General features: G+C 64.1%; 11 protein-coding genes. 6 read left to right on the top strand and 5 right to left on the bottom strand.

The features are described from left to right. Positions 1-40: 40 nt before the first annotated feature. Entirely contained in the window at positions 41-1,513 is a 1,473-nt protein-coding gene (locus ACMTA2_RS15940; RefSeq protein WP_413790750.1) for a benzaldehyde dehydrogenase, read from the bottom strand. A 285-nt stretch (positions 1,514-1,798) separates the two neighbouring features. Between ACMTA2_RS15940 and ACMTA2_RS15935 the strand changes: the two genes are divergently transcribed. From ACMTA2_RS15935 to ACMTA2_RS15925, 3 genes are all read left to right on the top strand, one after another. Further along, the gene (locus tag ACMTA2_RS15935) at positions 1,799-3,574 is read left to right on the top strand and encodes a sigma 54-interacting transcriptional regulator (protein ID WP_413790749.1); all 1,776 of its coding nucleotides are present in this window, start codon (positions 1,799-1,801) and stop codon (positions 3,572-3,574) included. Positions 3,575-3,883: 309 nt separating this feature from the next. Beyond that, entirely contained in the window at positions 3,884-4,519 is a 636-nt protein-coding gene (locus ACMTA2_RS15930; protein ID WP_413790748.1) for a ferric reductase-like transmembrane domain-containing protein, read from the top strand. A 17-nt stretch (positions 4,520-4,536) separates the two neighbouring features. Further along, positions 4,537-5,034 (top strand): HvfX family Cu-binding RiPP maturation protein, encoded by a 498-nt coding sequence (locus ACMTA2_RS15925; protein ID WP_413790747.1) that lies wholly within the window; start codon positions 4,537-4,539, stop codon positions 5,032-5,034. 106 nt (positions 5,035-5,140) lie between these two features. Here the strand turns inward: ACMTA2_RS15925 and ACMTA2_RS15920 are convergent, their stop codons facing one another. From ACMTA2_RS15920 to ACMTA2_RS15910, 3 genes are all read right to left on the bottom strand, one after another. After that, complete coding sequence (locus tag ACMTA2_RS15920; protein ID WP_413790746.1) at positions 5,141-5,890, bottom strand: HvfC family RiPP maturation protein; 750 nt, start codon at positions 5,888-5,890, stop codon at positions 5,141-5,143. Next, on the bottom strand, positions 5,883-6,728 hold the full coding sequence (locus ACMTA2_RS15915; RefSeq protein ID WP_413790745.1) for an HvfB family MNIO-type RiPP peptide maturase: 846 nt from the start codon (positions 6,726-6,728) through the stop codon (positions 5,883-5,885). The genes ACMTA2_RS15920 and ACMTA2_RS15915 overlap by 8 nt, the downstream gene beginning before the upstream one ends. Before the next feature lie 165 nt (positions 6,729-6,893). Next, positions 6,894-7,280 carry an HvfA family oxazolone/thioamide-modified RiPP metallophore gene (locus tag ACMTA2_RS15910; protein ID WP_413790744.1) on the bottom strand — a complete coding sequence of 129 codons (387 nt, stop codon included), beginning with the start codon at positions 7,278-7,280 and terminating at the stop codon, positions 6,894-6,896. A gap of 299 nt (positions 7,281-7,579) precedes the next feature. Between ACMTA2_RS15910 and ACMTA2_RS15905 the strand changes: the two genes are divergently transcribed. The 3 genes from ACMTA2_RS15905 to ACMTA2_RS15895 all read left to right on the top strand — a co-directional run bounded on the left by ACMTA2_RS15905 (position 7,580) and on the right by ACMTA2_RS15895 (position 12,233). Continuing rightward, positions 7,580-9,379, top strand: coding sequence for a thiamine pyrophosphate-requiring protein (locus ACMTA2_RS15905; RefSeq protein WP_413790743.1), 1,800 nt, complete (start codon positions 7,580-7,582; stop codon positions 9,377-9,379). A gap of 11 nt (positions 9,380-9,390) precedes the next feature. Then, positions 9,391-9,546 carry a hypothetical protein gene (locus ACMTA2_RS15900; RefSeq protein WP_413790742.1) on the top strand — a complete coding sequence of 52 codons (156 nt, stop codon included), beginning with the start codon at positions 9,391-9,393 and terminating at the stop codon, positions 9,544-9,546. Positions 9,547-9,659: 113 nt separating this feature from the next. Next, positions 9,660-12,233, top strand: coding sequence for a bifunctional diguanylate cyclase/phosphodiesterase (locus ACMTA2_RS15895; RefSeq protein WP_413790741.1), 2,574 nt, complete (start codon positions 9,660-9,662; stop codon positions 12,231-12,233). 191 nt (positions 12,234-12,424) lie between these two features. Here the strand turns inward: ACMTA2_RS15895 and ACMTA2_RS15890 are convergent, their stop codons facing one another. Continuing rightward, a complete protein-coding gene (locus ACMTA2_RS15890; RefSeq protein ID WP_413790740.1) occupies positions 12,425-25,039 on the bottom strand; it encodes a filamentous hemagglutinin family protein in 12,615 nt (4,204 codons plus the stop codon). Positions 25,040-25,093 lie beyond the last annotated feature (54 nt).

Below are 25,093 nucleotides of genomic sequence, written 5' to 3'. Positions count from 1 at the left end.
GCAGGGCCCTCAGCTCATCGGGCCCAGAGAAACCGGTTTGTCAGAACGGGTAGATCGGGGCCCGGTCCTTGACGGTCACCCACTGCCATTGGGTGTATTCGTCCCAGTCCGCCGGGCCGCCGACGCTGCCACCATTGCCCGAGGCGCCGCGCCCGCCGAACGGGTTGACGCACTCATCGGCGACGGTCTGGTCATTGATGTGCAACATGCCGCACTGCAACCGCTCGCCGATGGCCATGGCCCGGCCCACCGACGGTGAAATGATCGCCGCCGCCAGGCCGTACTCGGTGCGATTGGCCAACTCGACGGCTTCGTCATCGGTGGCGAAGCTGACCACCGTTGCCACGGGCCCGAAGACCTCCTCGTCGAAGGCCCGCATACCCGGTTTCACACCACTGAGCACGGTGGCCTGGTAGAACAGCCGATCGTGGTCCCCGCCTGCCTCCAGCCGGGCCCCGGCGCGCACGCTGTCGCTGACAATGTCGTGCACCCGTTGCAACTGCCGCTGATTGATCAGCGGCCCCATCGCGGCCTCTTCCCGGGCGGCGTTACCGGTGGTCATGGCCTGGGCCTTTTCCACCAGTTTGCGGGTCAGCTCGGCGGCGATGGACTCATGGGCGAGGATCAAGCCGGTGGCCATGCAGATCTGCCCCTGGTGCAGCCAGGCGCCCCAGGCCGCGTTCCGGGCCGCGAGGTCGAGGTCGGCGTCCTCGAGAATGATCAGTGGGTTCTTGCCGCCCAACTCCAGGGCGACCTTCTTCAGGTTGCGCCCGGCCACTTCAGCGACCTTGCGCCCGGCGCCGGTGGAACCGGTGAAGGCGATCATGCGCACGTTAGGGTCGCGGCACAGCGCTTCACCGGCATCCGCCGCACCCGGCAACACTTGCAGCACGCCCTTGGGCAAGCCTGCCGCCTCGAACAACCGGGCAATGAGGAAACCGCCACTCACCGGGGTCTGCGGATCGGGCTTGAGTACCACCGCGTTGCCCGCCGCCAGGGCTGGCGCGACCGAACGCATGGACAGTACAAGGGGGAAGTTGAAGGGCGAAATCACCCCGACCACACCATGGGGCTGGCGTCGCGCATAGGACAAGCGCCCCGCCTCGCTGGGCAGGACCACTCCATGGGCCTGGGACAGCAGGCCGGCGGCCTGATGCAACAGCACGATGGCTTCACGCACTTCGTGCTGGCCCTTGAACAGCGCGGCACCGGTTTCCCGCGCCACGTACAGCGCCAGTTCATCAAAGGACTGCTCGGCCACGTCGGCGGCCTTGCGAAAGATCGCCGCCCGTTGCCGCGGGCCCAGCGCCGCCCATGCCGGCTGGACCAGGGCAGCGTCGCGACTGGCCTTGGCAATGTCGGCGGTGTCGGCCGTTGCACAGCGCATCAGCCGCTCGCCGGTGGCCGGCTCGATGATCGATTGCAGCGGGCCCGAGGCAGGCACCCAATCACCGTTGAAGACACATTCCGATTCGATCACCTGGGACAGCAGGTGGCTTGTGGGTGCAGACATTTAACACTCCCGGCTCTTTGTTGTTGTCATCGTTTGCCGCACCTGCAAGGTGTCGACGCAAACGCCGTGCAAGTGCTTGAGCAAGCGCTGTGCCGGTTTTGCCCGCCGGCCTCGATAAAGCGGGTGCAAGGCTCTGCATCAAGCCTCTTCGCCGAGCACGGGACGCTGCGAGCCGCCGTCGACCTGGCCGTTGGCCAGCTGTCACTTGTTCATTTGATAAAGTTATGCTTAATAACTATCTCGCCAGGTGATCATTTCGATCACCCCGCCATCAGGGGCATAACAATGAATAATCCCCACTGCCAGTTGCCGGATCACCGGATCGCCACCGAGCACTTCCATCCACGGGGTGACAGCAACGAACTGAGCGACAGCAGTTCGCCCACGACGGCAGAGCTCACCGCATGCCTGTTCTTTTCCCCCGACGATGGCCGTATCTGGCTCAACGACCAGCGCATGTTGCTGCTGCACAGTTCCTCCTTCGGTGCGTTGCGCCGGGAAATCATCGAGCGCCAGGGACTGGAACAGGCCCGCGGCATGCTCACCCGCACCGGCTATTCCTCCGGCGCCCGGGACGCCCGGTTGATTCGTGAACGCTGGCCTCACGCCGATGCCGCGGCGGTGTTTCGCGCCGGCACGCACCTGCACACACTCGAAGGCATGACCAAGGTCGAGCCGCTGCATTTCAAGTTCGATGCCGATTCGGGGTTCTATGAGGGAGAGTTCCTCTGGCATCACTCCTGCGAGGCCGACGAGCATGTCGCCGCCTATGGCACCGGGCAGGACCCGGTGTGCTGGACTGAGCTGGGCTACGCCATCGGTTTCGTCAGCGGGCTGTTCGGGCAACTGGTGATCTTCCGCGAAGTGGAATGCCGGGGCATGGGCCACGAACGCTGCCGAGTCGTCGGCAAGACCGCTGAACAATGGGGTGACATCGAGCAGGACCTCAATTACCTCAACGCCTCACCGACGACAGTCGTTGCGCGCACCGACACGCCGTCCGACAGTGTGTCCGGAACCGTCCCGCTGCCGGACAGCGAACAACCGCTGATCGGTGCCAGCGCCGCCTTCAACGCCGCGACCCAGGCCTTGCAGCGGGTGGCCTTGACCCCTGCCACTGTGCTGGTCAGCGGCGAATCCGGTGTGGGCAAGGAAATGTTCGCCCGCCAATTGCACCAACTGAGCCGCCGCCGCGAGGGTCCGTTCATCGCCCTCAACTGCGCGGCCATCCCTGACAACCTGATCGAGGCCGAACTGTTCGGGGTCGAGCGCGGTGCCTACACCGGCGCCACCCATTCACGCCCCGGTCGTTTCGAGCGCGCCCACGGCGGCACATTGTTCCTGGATGAAATCACCTGCCTGAGCCTGGCCGGGCAAAGCAAGTTGCTGCGCGCCTTGCAAGAGCGGGAAATCGAACGGGTCGGCGGCGGCCACGGCATCAAGGTCGACGTGCGGGTCGTGGCGGCTACCAACATCGACCTGCGCAAGTCCGTGGCGGACGGCGCGTTCCGTGAAGACCTGTTTTACCGCCTCAACGTCTACCCCATCGCCCTGCCACCCCTGCGCCAGCGCCGCGATGACATACCGTTGCTGATCAATGCCTTTCTCAAGCGCTTTTGCCAGGAATACGGCCGCACACCGATGGGCCTGACCATGCGCGCCTTGAAGGTGCTCTTGCGCTATGACTTTCCGGGCAACGTGCGGGAATTGCAGAACCTCATCGAGCGGGGCCTGATCGCCAGCGAAGAAGGCCAGGCGATCGATCTGGTCCACCTGTTCCGCAATGAGCAACTGCCGGTGGATGCATACTCCGTGGACCACCTCGGCGGTCTCTCGCCCATGGGCCTGGCCACCCACGATGCGGCAGAAAAACCGGCACTGCTCCAGTCACTCAGCCAACTGGACTCGGACTTCTCCATCGACGGCCTGGAATCACGACTGATCAACGAAGCCCTGCAACTGAGCAGCGGCAACCTCGCCGCGGCCGCACGCTCGCTGGGACTGAGCCGGGCGCAGTTCGCCTATCGATTGAAGAAGCATCAACGGGGTGCACCCGACTGAACACCGAACCTGTGAAGTGCTGCAAAAAACCTGCATCCACCGCCCTTGTGGGAGCCGAGCCTGCTCGTGATGGCGGTGGGCCTGCCAGCCCCTGCTCAACTGACCTGACCCTGTCGCGAGCAGGCTCGCTCACACAGATTGGGCATCAGCGTTGAAGTGGGTTTGTATGTCAGTGTGTCTGCGGATGATCGGCACACACAAACTTGCACGATACTGCGTCGCGGACACACCCTGCTTACACCGGCTTGAAACCCTCCTCGTACCCCGGCGACTATCGCGACCGGGCCTCGACATCCAAGGAGCCTTTACATGCCTACCACAACTGCACCCTCCCTTCGCTTCCAGGGCTGGTCGCTGTTCAGACTGCTTGCCGCCCTGGTGCTGCTGATGACAGGGCTGATCCTGGTGCTCAACCCGGACCTGACCGAAGGCGTGCGCAGCGCCATTCGCGCCACGGCTCGTTCGTCCTTCGCCTTGTTCCTGCTGGCCTTCACGGCCTCGGCATTCGCGGTGCTGCTGCCCTCGCCCCTGAGCCGCTCGCTGGTACGTGAACGGCGTTTCATCGGGCTGGCCTTTGCCTTTTCCCACCTGGTCCATGCCGTGCTGATCTACAGCTATGGCCAACTCGATCCCGAGTTCTGGCCCGGCCGCACCACCCTCGGCAACGTGCCGGGTACGGTGGGCTACGTGTTCATCCTGCTGCTGGCGTTGACCTCATTCAAAAGCACCGCGCGCCTGATCGGTCCAAAAGCCTGGAAACGCCTGCATGTCACGGGTATGTGGGTGCTGGCGGCGATCTTTGCCTATTCCAACTTCAAGCGCATCCCCCTGAGTGCCTGGTACGTGCTGCCCTTCGGCCTGATCTGCGCCGCCACCGCTATCCGCCTGGTGGGCAAGCGGGTCCAGGCCAGCCAGCGCCGCCGGCGGTCGCCACACGCGGCTTGAACCCGGGAGGATCGATCATGTACACGAATGCCTTGAAAACACTGCCCATCCAGCTCGATCACGTCGGAGCCTGGCTGGCGCCGCTGGGCCTGCGCCTGTTCCTGGCCTGGGAGTTCTTCGAAGCCGGCCTGGAGAAATGGAACGGCGAAAACTGGTTCGCCGAGATCCAGGCCGCCTTTCCGTTCCCCTTCAACCATGTACCGGCCCAGTGGAACTGGGAACTGGCGATGTGGGCCGAGCTGATCGGTGCCATCGCCCTGTTGCTCGGCTTGGGCACGCGCCTGTCGGCGCTGGTGCTGATCGTCGTCACCGTGGTGGCGACCGCTGCCGTGCACTGGCCGGCGGACTGGTCGAGCTTGAGCGAACTGGCCCAGGGTTACGCAATTACCAACAAAGGGCATGGCAACTTCAAACTGCCATTGATCTATCTGGTGGCGTTGCTACCGCTGCTGTTGCAGGGGGCTGGAAAGTTGAGTCTGGAAGCGACGCTGAAAACCGGACTGCACCGCCGATAGTGCAGTCAATGCATCATCTCGTGGGCTTGCTCGCGAAGACGGCGTGTCAGTCAACTTGATTCTGACTGATGCACCGCCTTCGCGAGCAGGCTCGCTCCCACTGGGGTCAGGACTGGACCCCGATAACCCCTTCATCCCGCATCCGCCGCAACAGCGCCACGGCGCTGTCCATGAACGCGAACGAATCCACCCCGGCCTCCCGCGCCAACGCCAGCAACTGCCCTCGCCCCACCAACCCGGGGTATCCCTCGATGCGCTGCAAAAGCCGCCAAGCCAATGGGCTGAGTTCGGAAAAACGCACCTCGAACCCAGGCGTGCGCCGCACCAGCAGCAGCGTCGGTTGGGCCGGTGGTATCGCGGGCTGGTAGCTTGGCGCCAGGCGATGCACCGGCCACTGGTACACCAGCGGCCAGGCCAGGGGCGAGACACGTAGCCGTGAGTCGAGCAAGGAGGCCTCGTCAGGCGTCGGCAGCGGCTCGGCCTCGGATTGCAGCAGCGCCATCTCGACCCACTCGTAGTGCGCCAGCTCCGCCATGAAGGGTGGCCAGTCCGGCGCCGGGTGGGCCGCCAGGTACGCCACGAATTCCCCGGCGATCTCACCGAACCTGGGCGTGGCACAGCGATGCTCGCGCAGGAACCGGCGCACGCAGGCACGCCAGTACGCCTGCCCCAGCACGCTCACCAGCACCGGGAAGGTGCCGCTGAGCAGCGAGCGCATGTTCTCGAAGACCAGGTCGCGGTAGACCTGAGCCCGCGCCGCGTCCATGCCGGACGGGACTGGGGCGTGTTCCGGGTCGCGCAGGTAACGGGTCAACGCCTGTTGTTGCTGATGCAGCGTCTGCCGGGCCTCAATCATGGGTCACCGCCTGCCGGCTGATGGCCGGGCGTTGCAACTGGCGGATGGTCTGCAATTCGGCCACCAGCGCGGCATAAGGTGGGAAGTTGAAGTCCCGTTCGAGCAAGGTCGGCTGTGCGCCGAAACGTGCGTAAGCCTGGGCCAGCAGCGCCCAGACCACCGGTTTGACCGGCGCGCCATGGCTGTCGATTTTCAGCGTATCGGACTCATCAAAGTGCCCGGCCACATGCATCGCCACCACCCGCCCCGGTTCGAGGCCCGCCAGGAAGGCCTGGGGATCGAAACCGTGATTGATCGAGTTGACGTAGACGTTGTTGACGTCCAGCAAGAGGTCGCAGTCGGCTTCGCACAACACCGCCCGGGTGAACGCCAGCTCGCTCATATCTTGTTGGGGAGCGGCGTAATAGGAGACGTTCTCCACCGCCAGGCGCCGCCCTAGCACGTCTTGGGCCTGGCGGATCCGCGCCGCCACGTGATGCACCGCTTCTTCGGTAAAAGGCAACGGCAACAGGTCATACAAATGCCCTTCATCGCCGCAATAACTCAGGTGCTCGCTGTACAACGGTACGTCGAAGCGCTCCAGAAAAGCGCGTACCTGGCCGAGAAACGCCAAGTCCAGCGGCGCCGGCCCACCCAAGGACAACGACAGGCCATGGCACGTCAACGGATAACGTTCGGCCAGGGAATGCAAGGCGGCGCCCTGGGCGCCGCCGATGCCGATCCAGTTCTCCGGGGCCACTTCGAGAAAGTCGAAGTCCCCGGCCGGCGCCTGACGCAATTCATCGAGCAAGGCCCGGCGCAGGCCAAGGCCTGCCGAGGGTTGAGGTAAGTTCAACATGACACATCTCCTGGGAAACCAAATGTGGAGAGCCTCATGGAGCGAACATCAACCGAGCGAGGGAAGTCGAACACCCGTGGCAAGCGCCCTCACCACGGGTTGTTTTTGTTCGATGCCGCATCAGAAGGCTGGCATCCACTCATCAGGCTCACCTTCGGGGGCGAATCAGGACTCGATAGCCGCCCCGCACTTGCCTTCGCCACACTTGCCTTCCGCGGTCTTCGCTTGGGCCGACAGGTATTGCTTGGCTTCCGGTAACGAGATACCGCCATCGTGGTTGGCGTCGATCTTGTCGAATTCCGCCGCGCGCTCCGGTGCCGCGGCGATGAACTCGTCACGCGAGACCACGCCATCGTGATTTTTATCGGTCTTGGCGAACTTGTCTTCGCCGCACTTGCCTTCGGCGGGTTTCTTCACGGTATCGGCTGCCGCCAGGGTGTAGCCCTGGGCCAGGTCATTCATGGTCAAGGCCGAAGCCGCCGTGGAGAGGCCAAGGCCACCGACCAGGGCCAGGCCGAGTGCAAGGGACGAATTGCGGGAGAAGTTGAGCATGGGGTATTCCTCTGACGATTGACGATCAAGGTGCCAGTCACCCGCACCGAGGCTCGGTGTCGGCTGGCTGGCGTAGTTAATCGTCGGTGTGTATCCGGCCTGTGTCGCCGGGCCGGGGCTTCGTCAAGCAGGTGTATCCGGGCCTGTGCGGTACACACTGCGATACACGCCCGCCCGGCCTCAGGCGGCTGGCGTTGAAAAAATCGAAACCTTGGACGGCGTGCACCGGTCAAGTCCTGTATGAACGTCAACCGCAGCACGTCGCGCCAAGCGACCGCCGCCTGAAACGAGGGACAGACATGAGCATGACCGTTGGTGATTTCCTGGTGGAACGTCTTTATGAATGGGGGGTTCGCCGCATCTATGGCTATCCGGGCGATGGCATCAATGGCGTCTTTGGTGCCTTGAACCGCGCCCAGGGAAAAATCCGCTTCATCCAGGCCCGCCACGAGGAAATGGCCGCATTCATGGCCTGCGCCCACGCCAAGTTCACCGGCGAACTGGGGGTCTGTATCGCCACCTCCGGACCCGGCGCGTCGCACTTGGTGACCGGCCTCTACGATGCCCGAATGGACCACATGCCAGTGCTCGCCATCAGCGGGCAACAGGCCCGCGCCGCGCTGGGCGGGCATTACCAGCAGGAACTGGACCTGGTCAGCCTGTTCAAGGACGTGGCCGGGGCGTTCGTGCAGCAAGCCAGCGTTCCCGCCCAGGTGCGTCACCTGCTGGACCGCGCCGTACGCACGGCGGTGGGCGAGCGGCGGGTCACGGCGCTGATCCTGCCCAACGACCTCCAAGACATGGAATACACCGCGCCCCGCCACAAGCACGGTACCGTTCACTCCGGCGTCGGCTACCGCAAACCCAGCGTCGTTCCCTACGAAGAGGACTTGCGTAAAGCCGCCGAGGTGCTCAATGCCGGCAAGAAAGTCGCCATCCTGGTCGGTGCCGGAGCACTGCACGCCACCGATGAAGTCATCGCCATCGCCGAGAAACTTGGCGCCGGGGTGGCCAAGGCACTGCTGGGCAAGGCCGCCGTACCGGATGACCTGCCCTGGGTCACCGGCACTATCGGCCTGCTCGGCACCGAGCCCAGCGACAACCTCATGGCTGGCTGCGACACGCTGCTGATGATCGGCTCCGGCTTCCCCTACGCCGAGTTCCTGCCCCCTGAAGGCCAGGCCCGGGGCGTGCAGATCGACATTCAGGCGGACATGCTCAGCCTGCGCTATCCCATGGAAGTCAGCCTGCACGGCGACAGCGTCGATACCTTGCGGGCCCTGCTGCCGCTGATCGAAGAAAAAACCGACCGCGCCTGGCGCAAGAAAATCGAACATTGGCGGGAACGCTGGGAGCGGACCCTGGAAAAGCGCGCCTTGGTGGCCGCCAAGCCGATCAACCCGCAGCGGGTCACCTTCGAACTGTCGCCGCGGCTGCCAGAGCACGCCATCATCACCTGCGACTCCGGCTCCTGTGCCAACTGGTTCGCCCGCGACCTCAAGATCCGGCGGGGCATGATGTGTTCGCTGTCCGGCGGCCTGGCGTCGATGGGCGCGGCAGTGCCCTATGCCATCGCGGCGAAGTTCTGTCATCCAGAGCGGCCGGTGATCGCCCTGGTGGGCGATGGCGCCATGCAGATGAACAACATGGCCGAGCTGATCACCGTCGCCAAATACTGGCGCACCTGGGCCAACGGCAGGTGGATCTGCGCGGTGTTCAACAATCGGGATTTGAACCAGGTGACCTGGGAACAGCGCGTCATGGAGGGTGATCCCAAGTTCTCCGCCTCCCAGGACATCCCCGACGTGCCCTACCACCTGTTCGCCGAGTCCATTGGCTTGAAGGGCATCCTGGTGCTGCATGAGGACGATGTGGCCACGGCTTGGGAAACCGCGCTGGCGGCGGATCGTCCGGTGCTAATCGAGTTTCGCACCGACCCCGACGTGCCGCCGTTGCCGCCGCACATCAAGCTGGAACAGGCGAAGAAGTTTGCCTCGACCCTGCTTCAGGGCGATCCCAACGAGCGCGGCATCGTGGTGGAGACCGCCAAGCAAGTCCTGAGCACCCTGATGCCGGGCCATCGCACGGATAAAGAGTGAGGCGCGAGGCAATGCCCAGCGTTGAACCGCATCGTCCGATCAGCGGCCCAAGCGGCTGGTGCCTTGCGTGCCCTGGGGTGGCCCTGCCGGCCACCGCAGGGGTCAGTGGCCTGCGCCAGCGGGCCGTCGCCCTTGAATGGGCATCACGCTTCAAGGCTCGCACCTGATGAAGACAACGCAGCCTGTCGGCCCTTTCGTTCACACGACTAAGTAAATCAGCTCATCCGCCGATACAAGACAGGTGCGGGTGAAATCGCTTTTTGGCTGATGACTTATCTTTATGATTGAAAATGCTGGCAATGACTCGACTGTCCTTTCCCCGGGCTCGCCAACCCGAAGCTTCACCCGTCGCACGTTCCCGGCCATCATGCTCCTGCTATTCGTCATGTCCGCCCTGGCGATCGCCGTGCTGCTCAACATCACCGGTGCCCAGGACCGTCGCGCCCGCGAACAGAGCCTGTTTTTCGCCCATCGGGCCATCGAAGGCATCCGCACCGGTATTGGCCGGGACCTGAGCGACTATTCCAAGTGGAGCGACGCCTACCGACATCTGCATGTCGACGTCGACAAGGAATGGGCCTACGACCAGGAAAACGTCGGCAGCAGCGTGTATTCGCTCTATGGCTACCAGGCGGTGTTTGTCATTTCCCCGACCGGCAAGACCGTCTATTCGGTGATCGACGGCCAGATGAGTGACGTCGATGCCGACACCTGGCTGGCCGGCGACCTGCGCACCCTGTGGAACAAAGCCAGCACCGAAGAAAATCACGACGAAGTGGTCGTCGAAATGCTGCATCACGAAGATGCCCCGGCGTTCGTCGCCGTGTCCGCCATCACCACCGGCACGGACAACAGCGTGGCGCAAATTCCCGGCCCGCCCAGCCTGATGCTCTTCGTCAAGGTCCTGGACCCCGGCACCCTGGAAATCCTGGCACGGGATTTCGCCCTGCCCGATGCCCATATCGCCCGGACGCCGGGTCCAGCCGATACCGCCCAACTGCTGCTCGACTACCTGACCCAGGAAGCCCTGGCCTGGCGACCACAGACCCCAGGCCAGGATCTGCGCAAGGTCCTGCTGCCGTTGCTGGCCCTGGCGCTACTGGTGCTCGGGATCCTGGCGCTGGCCGTTCTGCGCCATGCCTTGGTGATGCTGCGGGCCCAGGAAAGCCAATACGCCAGCCTGCTGGCCCACCGCAAGGCGCTGGAGCGCAGTGAAGAACGTTTCCGCGACATTGCCGAAGTCTCATCCGATTGGTTGTGGGAGGTCGATTCGGCGGGGACGCTCACCTACCTGTCGGAACGCTTCGAACAAGTGACGGGGTTCAGCCCCACGGACTGGCTGGGTAAACCCCTGCACCGGCTGCTTCATCCCCATGGCGGCTCGATCTCGATTGCCCAATGGTTGCTCGGCGGCGCCAACAGCGTTTCTTCGGCGCCGCTGCTGTGCGAGTACACCGCGCGCAACCAGCGCATACGCACCTGCAAACTGTCGGTACGGGCCATCGAAGCCGGCACCCTGGGCTTTCGCGGCACCGCCACCGACATCACCGATGAGTTGCGGGCGCTGGCCCAGATCAAGCACCTTTCCCTGCATGATCCGCTGACGGGCCTGGCCAACCGCAACCGCCTGTTCGATTGCCTGCGCGAACACCTGGATCGACCGGATCGTCCGCCCCTGGCGCTGCTGAACCTGGACATGGACCGGTTCAAGCCGGTCAACGACTCCCTGGGTCATGCCGTGGGCGATAAAGTGCTCAAGGAAGTGGCGCATATCCTCCAGCAAAACGTGCGCGGCACGGACCTGGTGGCGCGCCTGGGCGGCGATGAGTTTGTCATTGTCATGCCCGACCCCGGCCACGCCGACCATCTCGACCAACTGTGTGAACGGCTGATCGATTGCATGCAACGGCCCATGCACCTGGACGGCAACACGCTGTACCTGGGGGTGAGCATCGGCGTTGCCTGGTCACAGCCCGGTGACGAACGTGCCGATGAACTGCTGCGCAAGGCCGATATCGCCTTGTATGCGGCCAAGGCAGCGGGCCGCAACACCTGGCGCGTATATGTGGAAGCCATGGGCAACCTGGCCCGCGACCGGCGACAATACGAGCAGCAACTGCGCGACGCCATGCAACGGGACCAACTGGAACTGCGCTACTTGCCCCGCTTCGACGTGAGCGCCGAACAACTGCACGGTTTCGAAGCCCAGACCTTCTGGCACCACCCCGAGAAAGGTGAGCTGGGTGGGGCCGATTTCATACCGGTGGCGGAAACCTCCGGCCAGCTTGAAGAGCTGGGCACCTGGATGTTGATCAACGCCTGTGAAGAGGCCGCGTCCTGGCCGAACGCCATCAATGTCTCCATTGCGGTTTCACCCCGGTGGTTCAACAGCAACTTCCTGTTCAACCAAGTGCACACAGCCCTCCAAACGAGCGGCCTGGCACCTCACCGGCTGACCCTGGAAGTGGCCGAAGGCGTCCTGCTGGCCGACCATAAAACCGTGGCCAGCACCCTCCATGCGCTCAAGGCCCTCGGCGTACGGATCAACATCGATAAGTTCGGCACCAGCATCGCCTCCCTGCGTGAAGTACTGGACCAGCCGTTCGATGGCATCCGCTTCGATCGCAACATCCTGTCGCAGTTGGGCCTGGAGGATGACAAGGACGGTGTCCTGGCAATGATCCGGTTGAGCCGTAGCGTAGGGCTCATGGTCACCGCCGAAGGCATCGAAAACGCCCGGCAGTTCAGCCAACTGCGCAACGTGGCCTGCGACCATGTCCAGGGCCCCTACTTCGGCGCTGCCTTGGCCCGCTCGGAAATGGCCTCGTTCTTCACCACCCCGAGGTGGCTGTAACACACTTTCCCACCGCTATCGCGAGCAAGCTCGCTCCCACAATTAGACCTTGCATGCAAAGCCCATGAGCACCTCGCTCCCACAATGGGTTCTGTGCTGCATGCAAAGCTCATGAACACCCCGGAGCCCTGTGGGAGCGAGCTTGCTCGCGATGACGCCAGCACAGCCCACCTCACTGCAAGCTCAACCCCCTACAAACTCAAGCGCCCCCGCTCCTCCTCGGTCAGCCGCTGGCGACTCTGCTCGTCCAAAGGCCCCGCGCCCAGTACCTGCACCGGGCTGGCCGGGTCGTAGGCCCGGGGCGCGTCGCGGCTGGCGCCATCGCGTGACGGGGCCAGTTGCTCGGAGCCAAAACTCACCACCTGCACCGTGAACACCGACGCCTGGTTCTGCCGCGCCGCGTTCTGTTGCTGACGGGCCACGTCTTCAGCCGCTTGCGTGGCCGAAGACGCCGCCGAACTGGCCGAGGTGATGGCTCCGGTGTTCACCGAGGCCGCCAACGGCACGCCGGTGGACTTGCCCTGGGTCTGGATGTTGGCCGCGTTCACCACGGTCAATGCCGCGATGTTGACGTTGCCCGATACCCGGATCCCCGCCTCGCCCGCATCAATGGTGCCCAACGGCGCGATCAGGTCGATATCCCCCGGCGCCACTTCGGCAATCGGGTTGAGGGTGGCGATACCGGCCCCGGTGCTCGGCACCGAAGGTGACAGCGTCACGTTGCCCCAGGTGTCGTACAAGCGCTTGGGCGGCGTGTACACCACGGTGGTCTTCGACCCCCGACCGGCGTTGATGTCGCCCTGGGCCGACCAGCCGAGGATCGAACCGCCAAAGGTGGTCATGATCCGGCTCTGCCCCAGCAGGATGCTGTTCTGCGCATACAATTGGATATCACCCTCGCCCTGGGTGATCACACCGGCGGTGGACGGCGGCGCATTGCCCTCGATGCCGAACGTCTGCCCGCCACCCGGCGTGAGCATCTGGATACTGCCGCCGAAATCGGTGTGCACACCCGCCCCGCCGAACATCGTGATGTCGCCCTTGTAGGTGATCGGATTGCCCGCCACATCCTTGGTCGGGAACAACAAGTCGATAGCCTCCCGACCCCGCAGGTAGCTGCCCTGGCGCACGCCGCCCACTTGGTTGTACTCACGACCGCCGGCCTTGAGCTCGGCGAAGTACACGTCGCGGGCAAACACCCGCTGCTGCTCGGCCGGCAACGCCGAGAAATAGCTGCGAGCCTGTTCGCTGTCGCCGCTGAAGCCGAAGCGCTTCTCCAGCCAATCCACCAATTCGGTTTCATAGGTCTTGGCGACCTTGCCGTCCTGGCTCGCCAGAGGTACACCGGCCAGGGCCTGGTTTGCCGGGTCCAGGTAGGCCTTGACGAAGCGTTCGTAATCCGCGCCGTTGAGGCCCGCGCCGGCCTGCAACACCAGGCTCGCGCCAGGGCGCGAATCCCCCGGCACCACGGCGCCGAGGCTGGTGATGCTGACCTTGTCGTCCATCAGGATATTGCGCCCGGCGGTGATCTCCAGCAGGCCGGGGCCGGCGACGTTGAAGTTGCTGTAGAGGATGTCGCGCCCGGCGGAGACGATGGAGATATCGGTGGGGTTGTTGTGGATGAACAGATTACCGGTGCTGGTGTACTCCCCCGTGACCGACTCACCGCCCCTGCCGCCACTCAGCGGGATGCCGCTGCTGACGATGTCCCGTCCGGCCATCATCCGTACCGACCCGGTGCCTTCGTAATAGGTCTGGCCGAATCGGCTGTCACTCGGGGTAGTGAACGTCATCGCCCGCCCGCTATTGACAGCCAGCAAGTCGCCCTTGAGCGCATAGAAACGGGCAGGATCGGTGTTGGTCGCCCATTCGTCGGCCGCGCTGCTGCTATCAAAGGCAAACAACGGCAATGTATTCGCGCCTATGGAGACACTATTGGCATCGGCAGAGAGGTTACTGACCACCACACGTCCATTGACAAGCCCCATGAAAGCCGGCCGCAGCGGGGTGGCCATGGCTGCAGACGAGGCCCCGGAACGACTGACCGTCAGGTCGCCGCCATAGATGGAGTCGCCGGCCAGGAACTGCAGCTCGCTGTTGAAGCCGGGTGCGAGTAGCAGCGCCCTGCGATAACTGCCATCGTAGCCTGCGGTACCAAAAACCTTGGCTTGGCCATAATAAAGGCTGCCACTGGCGGCCACAGCCCGCAGGATGGAGGGATAGACCACCGCCAGGTCAGTCTCGATTTCTGACACCAGGGGCGTCATATTGCCCCCCGACGACCAAAGGTCCACTGCCGTATTGGCCGTCCACAGCGTAAACCAGCTCACACCCGCCCCATTGATCTCGCCATTCTTGAAGGGCGAAACGCTCATTATCGGCGCTCTCCCCGGGTCGACGACCTCCTGCACCACCAGGTCGCCCAGGGTCGAAAGATTGAACGTGGCGTCGCCTGGCATCAGGGTCAAGCCACCGGTTGCCTGACCGCGTGTGGAGCGGAAGGAATCGTAAGCCCGTGTTTCCCCCGGGGACTGGTCCGTGCCCTGATTACCGTAGCGCAGGTCGATTCGACCGATCGCACTGCTGTCCAGCTGCGCATGCCCACGCAGATTGATCACTGCCCCACTGAGACGCCCGTCCGTGAGCCGGCTATCGGAATTCAGAACGCCTCCCACCCGCAGCCTCAGGTCACCACCGCCGGTCAATTGCAGACTGCCATCAGCCCCTACACGTCCGGTGCTGCCCACCGCCAACAGCAGCCCCTGGCTACGAGGGTTGATGTTTGAGTTGAAGTCGCTACCGGCGAGTCGGTTCAACACGCCCGCGTCACCCTTCACCTGTACATCCAGATCACCGCCACCCAAGGTTCCGAACCCGGTGAAAGCGGCCATTTGATCAGCGCCACCCGATACCGTCGACGCGGTATAACTACCAAAGTTGATCCACCAGGCAGTCGGCTGGCTGCTCACTGAATCACCATTGCCCTGGCGCCAGAGCCAATTGCCCACATTGGCCGAGTCCTGGCCAATGTCGGCGGGATTCGGTCGTCCGTTCGGGGTTGCTGCAGGCGCGGTCAGGTTACCGCTGAGGTCGCCGCCGACCTTGAGCAACAGATTGCCGCCCGCGTCCGGATACCAGGCGCGATAGAGACTTTCAGTGCCGCCATCGACCAACTTTTCGTTGCTGCCATCCTCGTCGTTGAGCACCTTGCCGTTGGCGCCCAAGGCCTTGGGCTGGTTGTAGGGATCGCCCGGGAACGTTGGTGCTGACGAGGTGCCAGCGGTGTAGATGCCGAACAACGAATCCATGCGCAGGCTGCCACCGCTAAGCAGTTCCAGGTCCCCGGTACCGGTGCGGATGACGCTCGGACGGACACTGCCGGCAACCGCTTCATACTCCACGTCTGCGGGGGCACAGACACTCGGCGCCGCGTCGCAGAGTGACTGAACCGAATCAAACTGGAAAAACTGCGCAGCAGCCTGGCTGATCAGCTCGCCGGCCTTGACCTCAAAGCCGGAACCTGCCAATTCCTCCTCCGCGGCCTTGGTCCATCTGTAAGAAGCTTGAAGCGCGCAAATACCGGCGAAATCCGCACAGAAGGCGTCAACCGAGTCGTAGCCAAAATTGCTCACGATGTCCAGGTCAACGGCTTGGCCAAGCTCTACCGTGAATCCCGCGCCCGCCAGCTCATCGACCCCTAGTTGAGTCCACTGATAGGTGCCCTTGGCCGGTACGGATTTGCCAAACATGCCGTAGTGACTATCGGCAAGACGCAAGTCGCCTTGTACCGGATCGGGCTGGACGATCCGGCTGTCCGCCGCCGTCGTGTCGGCCCCGGCCACCAACCGCAACGACCAGGATTGCGAACCCTCGGCGAGCATCGGCGCGACGGCCCACATCCGCCCCTGGCTGCCAGCGACTTCCGGACGTAGCTGGATCGACTCGACGCCATCCGGCAACTTCACATCGGTGCCCGAGGGGATCAGCGAACCACGGTTCAGCGCCAGGCTGCCGTCCAGCTTGAGAATATTGCTCTGGACATTGCCAGCGTCGGCCACGTTGGGCAGCACCACGCCCTTGGGCCAGGTGAAACCGAGCAATGCGGCGGCGCCGCTCAACACGCTGCCGGCGCCCAACAGCGAGCCGGCTTCGAGGGTCTGGGCCCGGCTCAGCAAAGTGCCCGCGGCAAACAGCAGGTTGCCGGAGGCGTCGTGCACCGCCGCCGCCAATACCGTACCGGCCGGCAGTTCCAAGGGTTGCTCCAGGATCGCCGCCACTGGTAACCGGGTGCCGGCCGCCAGGGTCACGTTTTTGATGGGTAAGTCGTAGTTGAGCGTGGTTCCCGCCGGGAACGCCGTACCGTCGGCCAGGGTCACGCCGGCACCGGGGACGATGATGTCGCCACCGGTGAAATCGATGCCGGGCAGCAACACCCAGCCTTTGTCATCCTGAGTGGCGGGCGGCGGAGCGAATCCGTCGTTGATGCTGCCGTAGATGCTCAGGTCGCCCCCGGCGCGCAGGGTCAGCGCGCCGGCCTCGCCGGAACCGTACACGGCGGTTTGCCGGGTGTGCGGGTTGACACTGGCGTAGCGATAACCGGACAGGTCCAGGTCCCCCTGCACCACCAGGTCACCGTCGGCCGTCGCACTGACGATCTCGACGCCGGGCCGCAGGTGGAACGCATCGGCATAACGGGCGTTGTTCAGACCGGCGAGTTTGCGTTGCATCAAATCGCTGTTGGCCAGCGCCGCGTTGATGAAGGCGAGGCTGTCCTGATGCTTGCCATCCAGATAGGCCTGGTCGATGACCTGATACGGACGGCCACTGGCCGCCGGATCGCTGCCAAAGGCGGCGTCGTTGTATTGCCACATACCATTGACGGCGATGGACCGTGCGCCCTGGATATCCAGGTTGCCGCTGGCGTCGATGGCAATGTCACCGTGGGTGGCATCCGGGCCGGCGCGCCGGGCATTGAGCTCCAGGGTGCCGCGAGCGCGACCATCATGCTGCCCCGCAGGCGCCGCGGTGCCATGACGCAGATCGATGCGCGCACCGTCGGCCAATGTCAGCACGCCGCCCCGGGAGGTCAGGTCGACCATGGCGCGGTTCGGTGAGTCGATGATCTTGCCGTAGCTGTCCACCCGCAGGCGATTGCCGTGGGCATCGAGCACCGCGTTGCTGCCCAGGGTCAGAGAGCGCCCGGCGGCGAGCCGGATGCTGCCGACCCGTTCGCCGCTGGCGTCTACCTTGCCATTGACCAACAGGTTTCCGTTGTCGACCGACACATTGATGGTCGAGGCCTTGAGTTCGTTGCCAATCACCAGGTCGCCCTGCTTGAGCTGGAAGCCACGGGAGCCGTAGACCTGCCCATCGTTCAAGCGTTGGTTCAACGCCGCGAACTGCTCGCTGAGGCTGCCGGTGCCGCCCAGGCGCTGGGCCTGGATTTCCACGCCGCCGGCCAGGTACGGCATGGCGGTGCCGCCGGCGTCGTATTCGCCACTGCTGCTGCCGAGGATTCGTCCTTGCAGGTCGACCAGCCCGGCCGCCTCATTCAACGCCACCGCACTGAGCCGGCCGGCCTGATTGTTGCGAGCCGAGAGGTCGATGCTTGAGCCATCCGCCTGGCGGATGTTGCCGTTGCGGCTTTGCAGGATCACCTCGCCACCGGCGCTGTAGCGCGTGACATCGTTGAAGGTGATCGCACGACCGGCTACATCGATCAACGCTTCGTCGGCGAGGGTCAGGTCATCCGTCGCGCTGAGGGTCAGCTTGCCACTGGGCAACACCACCGCACTGGCGAGATTGAGACGCTGGCCCTTTAGGGACAACTCCCCCCCAAGCCCGGAAACAGTGCCCGGTTTAGCATTGGTGCCGGTCACATTGACCGCCCCGCCCGCCGTGATGCGGTTGACCGACCCGGTCTCACCGGTGAGCAACGGGGTAAGGATGTTCAGGTTGCCGCCGCTGTAGGCGTAGCCTGTTTTCGCGTCATAGGCGCCTTGGCTCTGATACACCGCCAGGCTGCCCTTGTGGTTGGCGGTCAGGCGTTCGCTGGCGCTGAGGTTGACGTTGGCAAAGCCCAGGGCCAGGCGGTCCAGGGTAGTGACCGAACTCGGTTGGGTGAACTCACCGTAGCCAAACTCGATGCGCTGGGCCTGGATGTCCAGGCGACCGGTGCCGGTGCCAGCCCCGCCGGCAATCACCGAACCCGGCGCGTCGACGGCACCGTTCCAGATCAGGTTGGCGGTACGGATAGTCGCCACGTCATTGGCGTTGCCGGCGCCATAGATAGCCGGCGTGCTGAGCATCAGGTTGCTCAGGCGCGATTTGCCGGTGACCGGGTCATAAGTGTCGAGGCTGACGGTTCCATAGAAATTCAACGCCTCGCGGGCCGACAGCTCCAGGGTTTCCAGGGCCGGTGCGCCATATTCGGTGTCGCCACGCAACAGGCGATCAAGCACGGTCTGGCTCAGGGTCAGACCCGCTGGCAAGACCTGGCGCATCGCCGCATCGCTGAGTGCCTGGGCGGTGCCGACGTTGATATTACTCAGGGCCAGGGTCAGGTGACGGGTGCCGTAGCGCACTTGGTCACTCAGGGCCACGCTGCCGCCCGAAGCGGCGACGATACTGCCCTCGGAATGAATCCGTGTGACGCCACTGCACGCTATCAGGCTGCAACCGCCGATGTTGATGGAGCCGTTGGAACCCGACTCGGGCGCAAGCACATTGAGCAAGCCGTTGGAGGCAGCCAGCATGCTGTAGTTGAGCGATTTCCCGCTCAGGTTATAGATAAAACCATCACGGGCGTCATAGGCGGCCTTGCCCCGGCCGATGGTATTGATGGCGGCGCCTTGCTCCACCAGCACTTCCCCGCCACTGGACAGAAGGAATACTTCAGGAGCTGCCAAGGTCGCGCCTTCACGCAAGATCACGCTGCTCGAAACCTTCTGCGGGCTGATGTAATTGCCGCCTTGTCCATAGATCACTGAAAACTGGCCACCGATCACTTGGCGCGAGGCATTCAACGCATTCAGACTCTCGGCATTGAGGGTCACGCCTTCGAAGCCGGCCGTCGCCCCACTTCCCTCGGCTACCACCTCCAACGCCTTATTCGCGATAGCAGTCACCGCGACAGTACCGCCATACCCCCCCGTTTGAGGCGCGAACTTGCCGATGCCCTTGAAGGAAAACGCCTGATCTCCCGCGCCAGGCGACAGGCTCAACTTCAAGGTCTTGGCATCGACCGGCAAGACGGCCCGAGGCACGCCCAGGCGAGCGGCATCGGCCACGGCAAACTGGGCGTAGCTGGTTTCGTTATATTGCGAGTAGCGACGCAGCACATCCCCCGACGTCAGGATGACCTGGCTGGACAAACTGTCACGCTGCCCGGTATTGGCGACCGAGAGCACGCCAGCGGTGGTCCAGGAACCGTTGCGCATCTGTTGCGCGCCCGTTGTGAGGCCTTGCCCCGCCAGGCCGTTGACCTCGACTCGGAACGCTCCTGGCATCAACGCATACGTGGACGGCATCAGGGTATAGGTACCGGCGGCGAGCCCTGGCACACCGGCGCCAATGGTAATTTGCTGGCCTACTCGCGGATCCACTGCGCCGCCTTCGGGGGCGACCGGCGCATACTGGCTCTGATTGCCCGGCACGATCGCGTAGACCGGATTGCTGGACAGCCCCGGCAGGGTGAAGCCGCCGTTCGCGCCAATTTGTACCAACGGGTTGAAGCGTGCGTCGGTGGAACCGCCACGGCCGGAGATGAAACCAGCACCGAGCAAGTCACCGCCACCCGAAAGGTCGAGTACCGAGCCTTCCTGGCCCTCCACCGACTTGCCGCCCAGAATCACGCCGATATTAATGTCGCCGTTTTCGGAAGGAACCGCGCCTTGCCCCAGCAGCACAACCTTCTTGCCGGCATACTGGTAACTCTGACCATCGACAGTGCCGCCATACGGCATGACCAGACCCAGGCCACTGACCGAGGTCAAGCTGCCCGGCAACAGGTTGATCCGATCGGTGATGGCTTCCCCGGGACCACCATTGGTGCCGATTTCAATCAAACCCAGCGGTGCCCGTACCACCCCGCCCTGTTCAATCCTTGCGCTACCCAGTTGCAAGCGCCCGAATGCCGAGTAAGGCACCTGGGACGTGGTTTGGGTGGTTCGCCCGATGACCAGGCTGCGCAAAGGATCATATTGCGGCGTTCCCTCCGCGGTCATGCTCCAACCCGCCAAAACCCGAGCGCCAACGCCCGTCGCTGGATACAGCTGAGCGGCTTGCAACATCATGTCCGAAGGCGTCAGGAGTTGGGTGGTAAAGCCTGTGGGCAAGCCATCGCTCGAGAATCCGGCCAGGAATCGCACATCTCCCCGACTGCTTAACTGAACCCGGTCAAAACCGGCGCGCTCCAACTCGACGGTGCTGCCGTCGGCCTGTCGCACGGCACCCTTGCTACTGAAGGTCACGTTACCCTGCACATCCAGCAGGTCTGCGTTGACAGAAAACACGGCCTTGTTCGTCTGCAACGATACGCCGCCATTGACCACCGGTCGGACGTAGTTATCCCTGTTTGGAAGGTTGGCCGCGGGGCCCGACAGCAGTACATGGGAAGCATTGAGTTGAGCCCGGGTATTTGGCGCGGCTGCACTGGATACAAAACTGCGGGCATACAGGCTCAGGCTTTGGCCAAGGGACAGCGACACGTCGCCATCGATGCTCAACAGCCCGTTGCTCAGCAGCGCCAGGCTGTCGAAGCCACCCGACTGGACCTGATCCACACCCAATCGGCCGTGACCGTAGACCAGTGAATCCGCCGAGGTTTCGGCCGTGTCGCCCGGCAGGGTCGCTTGGGCGTTTTGCCCGAGCACCAGCTCACGCACTTGCAACACCCGGTCACTGACCGCATCGTTGCGGTAATACGGCGTTTCCAGGGCCACCGACAAACTGCCCCCTGCCGCCCCCGTGCCCCCCGAACGAGCGCTGAAATCGCCATCCAGGTACAAACCATTGGCCGATGCCAGGGAAATACTGCCGCCATCGCTCGCCACCGCCGTGCGTCCCTGGCCGGGAACATCCAGCATGGCCTGGCTGCCATTCGCTTGCAGACGCGCGCCTTCGCGCACCACGACAAACAGTTCGGATGCGGAAGCCGAAGCTTTCGCGGCATCGATCTCACCGCCAATGACAATCTGCCCGCCATCACGTACCAAGCCATAGGTCTGCCCGCGCATATCCTGGGCGGTCACGGCCCGACTGGAGACGTCGATCAGCGCTTGCTCGCCCAGCCAGATGGAGCGGCCGTGGCCCTGAGCGTTGACGGCTTCACCCTGCGCACCGATGACGCTCAACCCGGTGAGGCTGACCCGCCCGCCCCAGGCATTGAGGGTACCGTTGGCAGTCAGTTGGCCGATGCTGCGCACATCGATGCCCTGCCCCGGATCGACGCTGATCACGCTGCCCTTGCCCAGGTTCAACACTGTGCTGGCCATGTCGGCTGCGCTGGAGTTCGCGGTGCCGGCAGTGAGGCCCAGGCTTGCGCCACGGCGCTGGGTCAGGACGCCTTTAATCGCATCTTCCTGATACAGCTGCGGCGTCCAGCGCTGCAACGCATCGGCCGGCTCGGCGCCGCTGCCAGTGCTCAACGCCTGATCGCCGAAACGGTACACCGGCATCGTCACATCGACCCGGGTGCCGTCGGCCACGGTCAGGCCTTGGTTGCCGGTGATGTCATAGGCTGAGAAGCCTTTGTCGAAGAAGTCGCCGCCCAGTTGCAAGGTGCCGGGTTCGAGGGGCGAACCGCTGTCGCCGATCAGCACTTTGTTGGCCGCCAGCTTCAAGGTCCCGCCACCGCTCACTCCGGTGCCGCGCAGTTCACCACCGAGGCTCAAGTCGCCGCTGTCTGACGACGTACTGGTAACCGCCGTCAGGGTCAGGTCCCCACCCTTACCGCCGCGGGTCTTGCCATCGGCCATGACCGCCGCACCGGAGCTGACATCGATCAGGCTGCCCTGGCGCACATCGATATTGTCGCTGCGCACGGACACGGTGCCGCCGTTGACGAACGGCAGGTCTTGGCGGTCGTTGCCGTCGAGCAGCAGATTGCTCCACCGTCCGGCGGCGTTCAGCTTGACGCCTTCTCCCAACGTGACCACCGCCCGCTGTCCTGTGACGGGTGAAAGCACAACGTCTCCCATCTGGAAGTTATCGGTCCTGACCTGCTTGAGGATGTTACCCAATACAATGCGCCCACTACGGGCGGTCAGGTCGGCGTTCACCTCCACCTGCGGCGCATAAAGCGTGATATCCCCGCCATCGGCCACCTTGAGCGTGCCATCGACGTTGATGCCTTGCGCCGCTGCCACCTTGACCGCGCCGAGCTGGAAGCCATTGAGCAGCGCGTTATCGAGCACCAACTTGCCTTGCCGGTCGCTGCCGACCGCCGAGGTCAGGTCCAGGCCTGCGGCAATCTTGTCGGTCACCTTGCCGACGGTGACCTGATCGAAGGAGGGGTTCAGGCCACTGTTGATCACGCCGCTGGTCTTGTCATAGATCGGCGTGTAGCTGCCCACCCACAACTGAGCCCGTCGGGCCACGGCGTTTTGCGATTGCTGGTAACCATCGAGGTTGAGGTTCGGCGCCTGGGTCTGGCGTTCGCCCTGGTAGACCTCGCCAACGATCTGGCCTTCCAGCACGGCGTTGCGGGTCGAGACCACCAGCTTGCCGGCATCACGACCGACGGTGTAGCCGGCTTCGAAGCGTTCGCGTGGGGCGATCAGTGGGTTGTAGTAGTAATCGGTCTGGCCCCAGCGTTGGCTGTGGTCTTCGTAGCCCTTGTAGATGCCGGTGTAGAGAATGTCTCCCGGCGCCTTGGACAACTCGTGCAAGCGTCCATCGGCGCCCTTGAGCCAGGACTGGCGCAGGTAGCCGCTCTGCACATCCAAGGTGCCACCAGACAGGTTCAGTTGCGCCGCCTGCTGCGTCACCACATCGTTGCCGGTGAACGTCAGGGTACCGCCTTGTGCGGCCCATTCGCCGACACTGTGGCCGCGGGTGCCCAGGTAACCGCCGACCTCCAGCAATCCACCCGCCGTGTACCAACGGTCAGTGGCGTAGCCGTTGGTGCCCGCCGGCACGTAGATCAAATCACGCACGTCCACCCACACATCGTTGTTGGTCAGTTTGCCGCCGTCGCGGTTGACCGGGGCGTCGCGCTGTTCATTGCCCTGCACGTTGACCTTGATGGAATTGGATTCCATCGCCACCTTGACGCCGATGGCGCCGGACACATCGATCACCGCGCCATCGCGCACCAGGCTGCGCCCGGCAGCGCTGACCGCGACCTGGCCGCCGGTGGCCAAGGTGATGGAGCCGTTCTGGAAGTCGACGCTGCCGCCGCTGACGATCTCGACGCGGGACTGGTCGCTGCGGTCCACCACACTGCTGAGGTTGTTGAACTGACCGGTAATCAGGTTGTTCGGCGTGCCATCCAGGCCGACCGGTCCGGCATTGCGCTGGCTGTCCAGGGCGCTGCCGCCTGCCGCATCGAGCAGCACCGCCGTGGCACTGTCCTGCCCAAGGGTTACGCTGCCCGCGCTGTCGCTAAAGGCGTTGAGCAGATGCACGGTGCCACGGGTGTCCACTGAACTGGTGGCGACAACCACGCCGTTCTGCTCGATCCGGTGCCCGGTGAGGGTGATGTCGCCGGTGCTGGCCTGGATCAGGCCGCTGTTGATCACCGTGCCGGCGCTGCTGCCGGGCTTGAGGGACGTCGCGACCTCGTTGCCACGGGTGGTGGAACGTAGGTTGCCGCTGGTGCCCTGGCCGCGCCGGATGTAGAAACTGTCGCCCGCCGCCAGGGTGGTCTGGCCCTTGGCGGTGATGATGGAGCCGGCGTTCTCCACTTCAGAACCCAGCAGCAAGGCATAACCACCACCGGCCGTGGAGGTGGCAGCGCGATGGGTTTCGATCAGTGCGCCCTGCTGCACTTCGACCTTGCCCGCCGCGTCGGTGAAGGTCGGTTGGCTGCCGGTGGCATCGACATACAAGCCGCGCTGGCTGAATTGCTCATCGCTGATATTCGCCGCCACCGCCGCCAGGTTGCGCACGTTGACCTGGCTGCTGCCGCTGAAAATGATGCCGTTGCGGTTGACCAGCATCACCGTGCCATTGCCCTTGATCTGGCCCTGGATCTGGCTCGGTCGCGCCTGGGGGTCGTTGACCCGGTTGAGCACGGCCCAGTCCGACTGCTGCTGGAAATCCACCGTGGTATTGCGGCCGACGTTGAAGGTTTCCCAGTTGAGAATCGCTTTGTCGGCGGTCTGCTCGATCTTCACCGTGGTCTTGCCGCCGGCCTGGGTCTGCTGCGGTCCCTTGGCGTTGAGCCAGCCCTGGGTCAGGCTGTTGTCGACCTTGAGCCCGCCCTCGCCCAAGCCGTCGGGCACGGTCTGGATTTGCCCGAACGCGGCCTGCCTTCCTGCCGCTTGCGCCGCCTGCTGGGCCGCGATGGCGGCCACGGTGTTGTTGAGGTTGGTCAAGGAACGCTGTAGCTGCGCATTGGTCCGTTGCTGTTGGGCCAAGGGCGGCGGCATGCCGGGCAACGCCGTCGTGGGCCGTGCCGCGCCACCGGCCGGGGACGCGCCCTTGGCGGCAAACCAGGCCGAACTGAACGCCGTCGCCGCCTGGGCATTGCCTGCCACCATCAACAAGGCAATGGCCTGGGCCAGCGGCTTGAGCCGCAACATCGACAACTCGCCATCGCGACGTGAAGCATTCAGGTTCGTCTGGGGTTTGCAGCGCAGCATCCTACTCATCCTTTCGGGTTCGCTCTAAGGGGGCGCAACGCAGTGCCATCAAGC

Origin of the sequence: Pseudomonas medicaginis (genome assembly GCF_965119365.1) — a bacterium.
Taxonomy (GTDB): domain Bacteria; phylum Pseudomonadota; class Gammaproteobacteria; order Pseudomonadales; family Pseudomonadaceae; genus Aquipseudomonas.
Note: the sequence above shows the minus strand (reverse complement) of the source record. Positions and strands in the feature narration are given on the sequence as shown.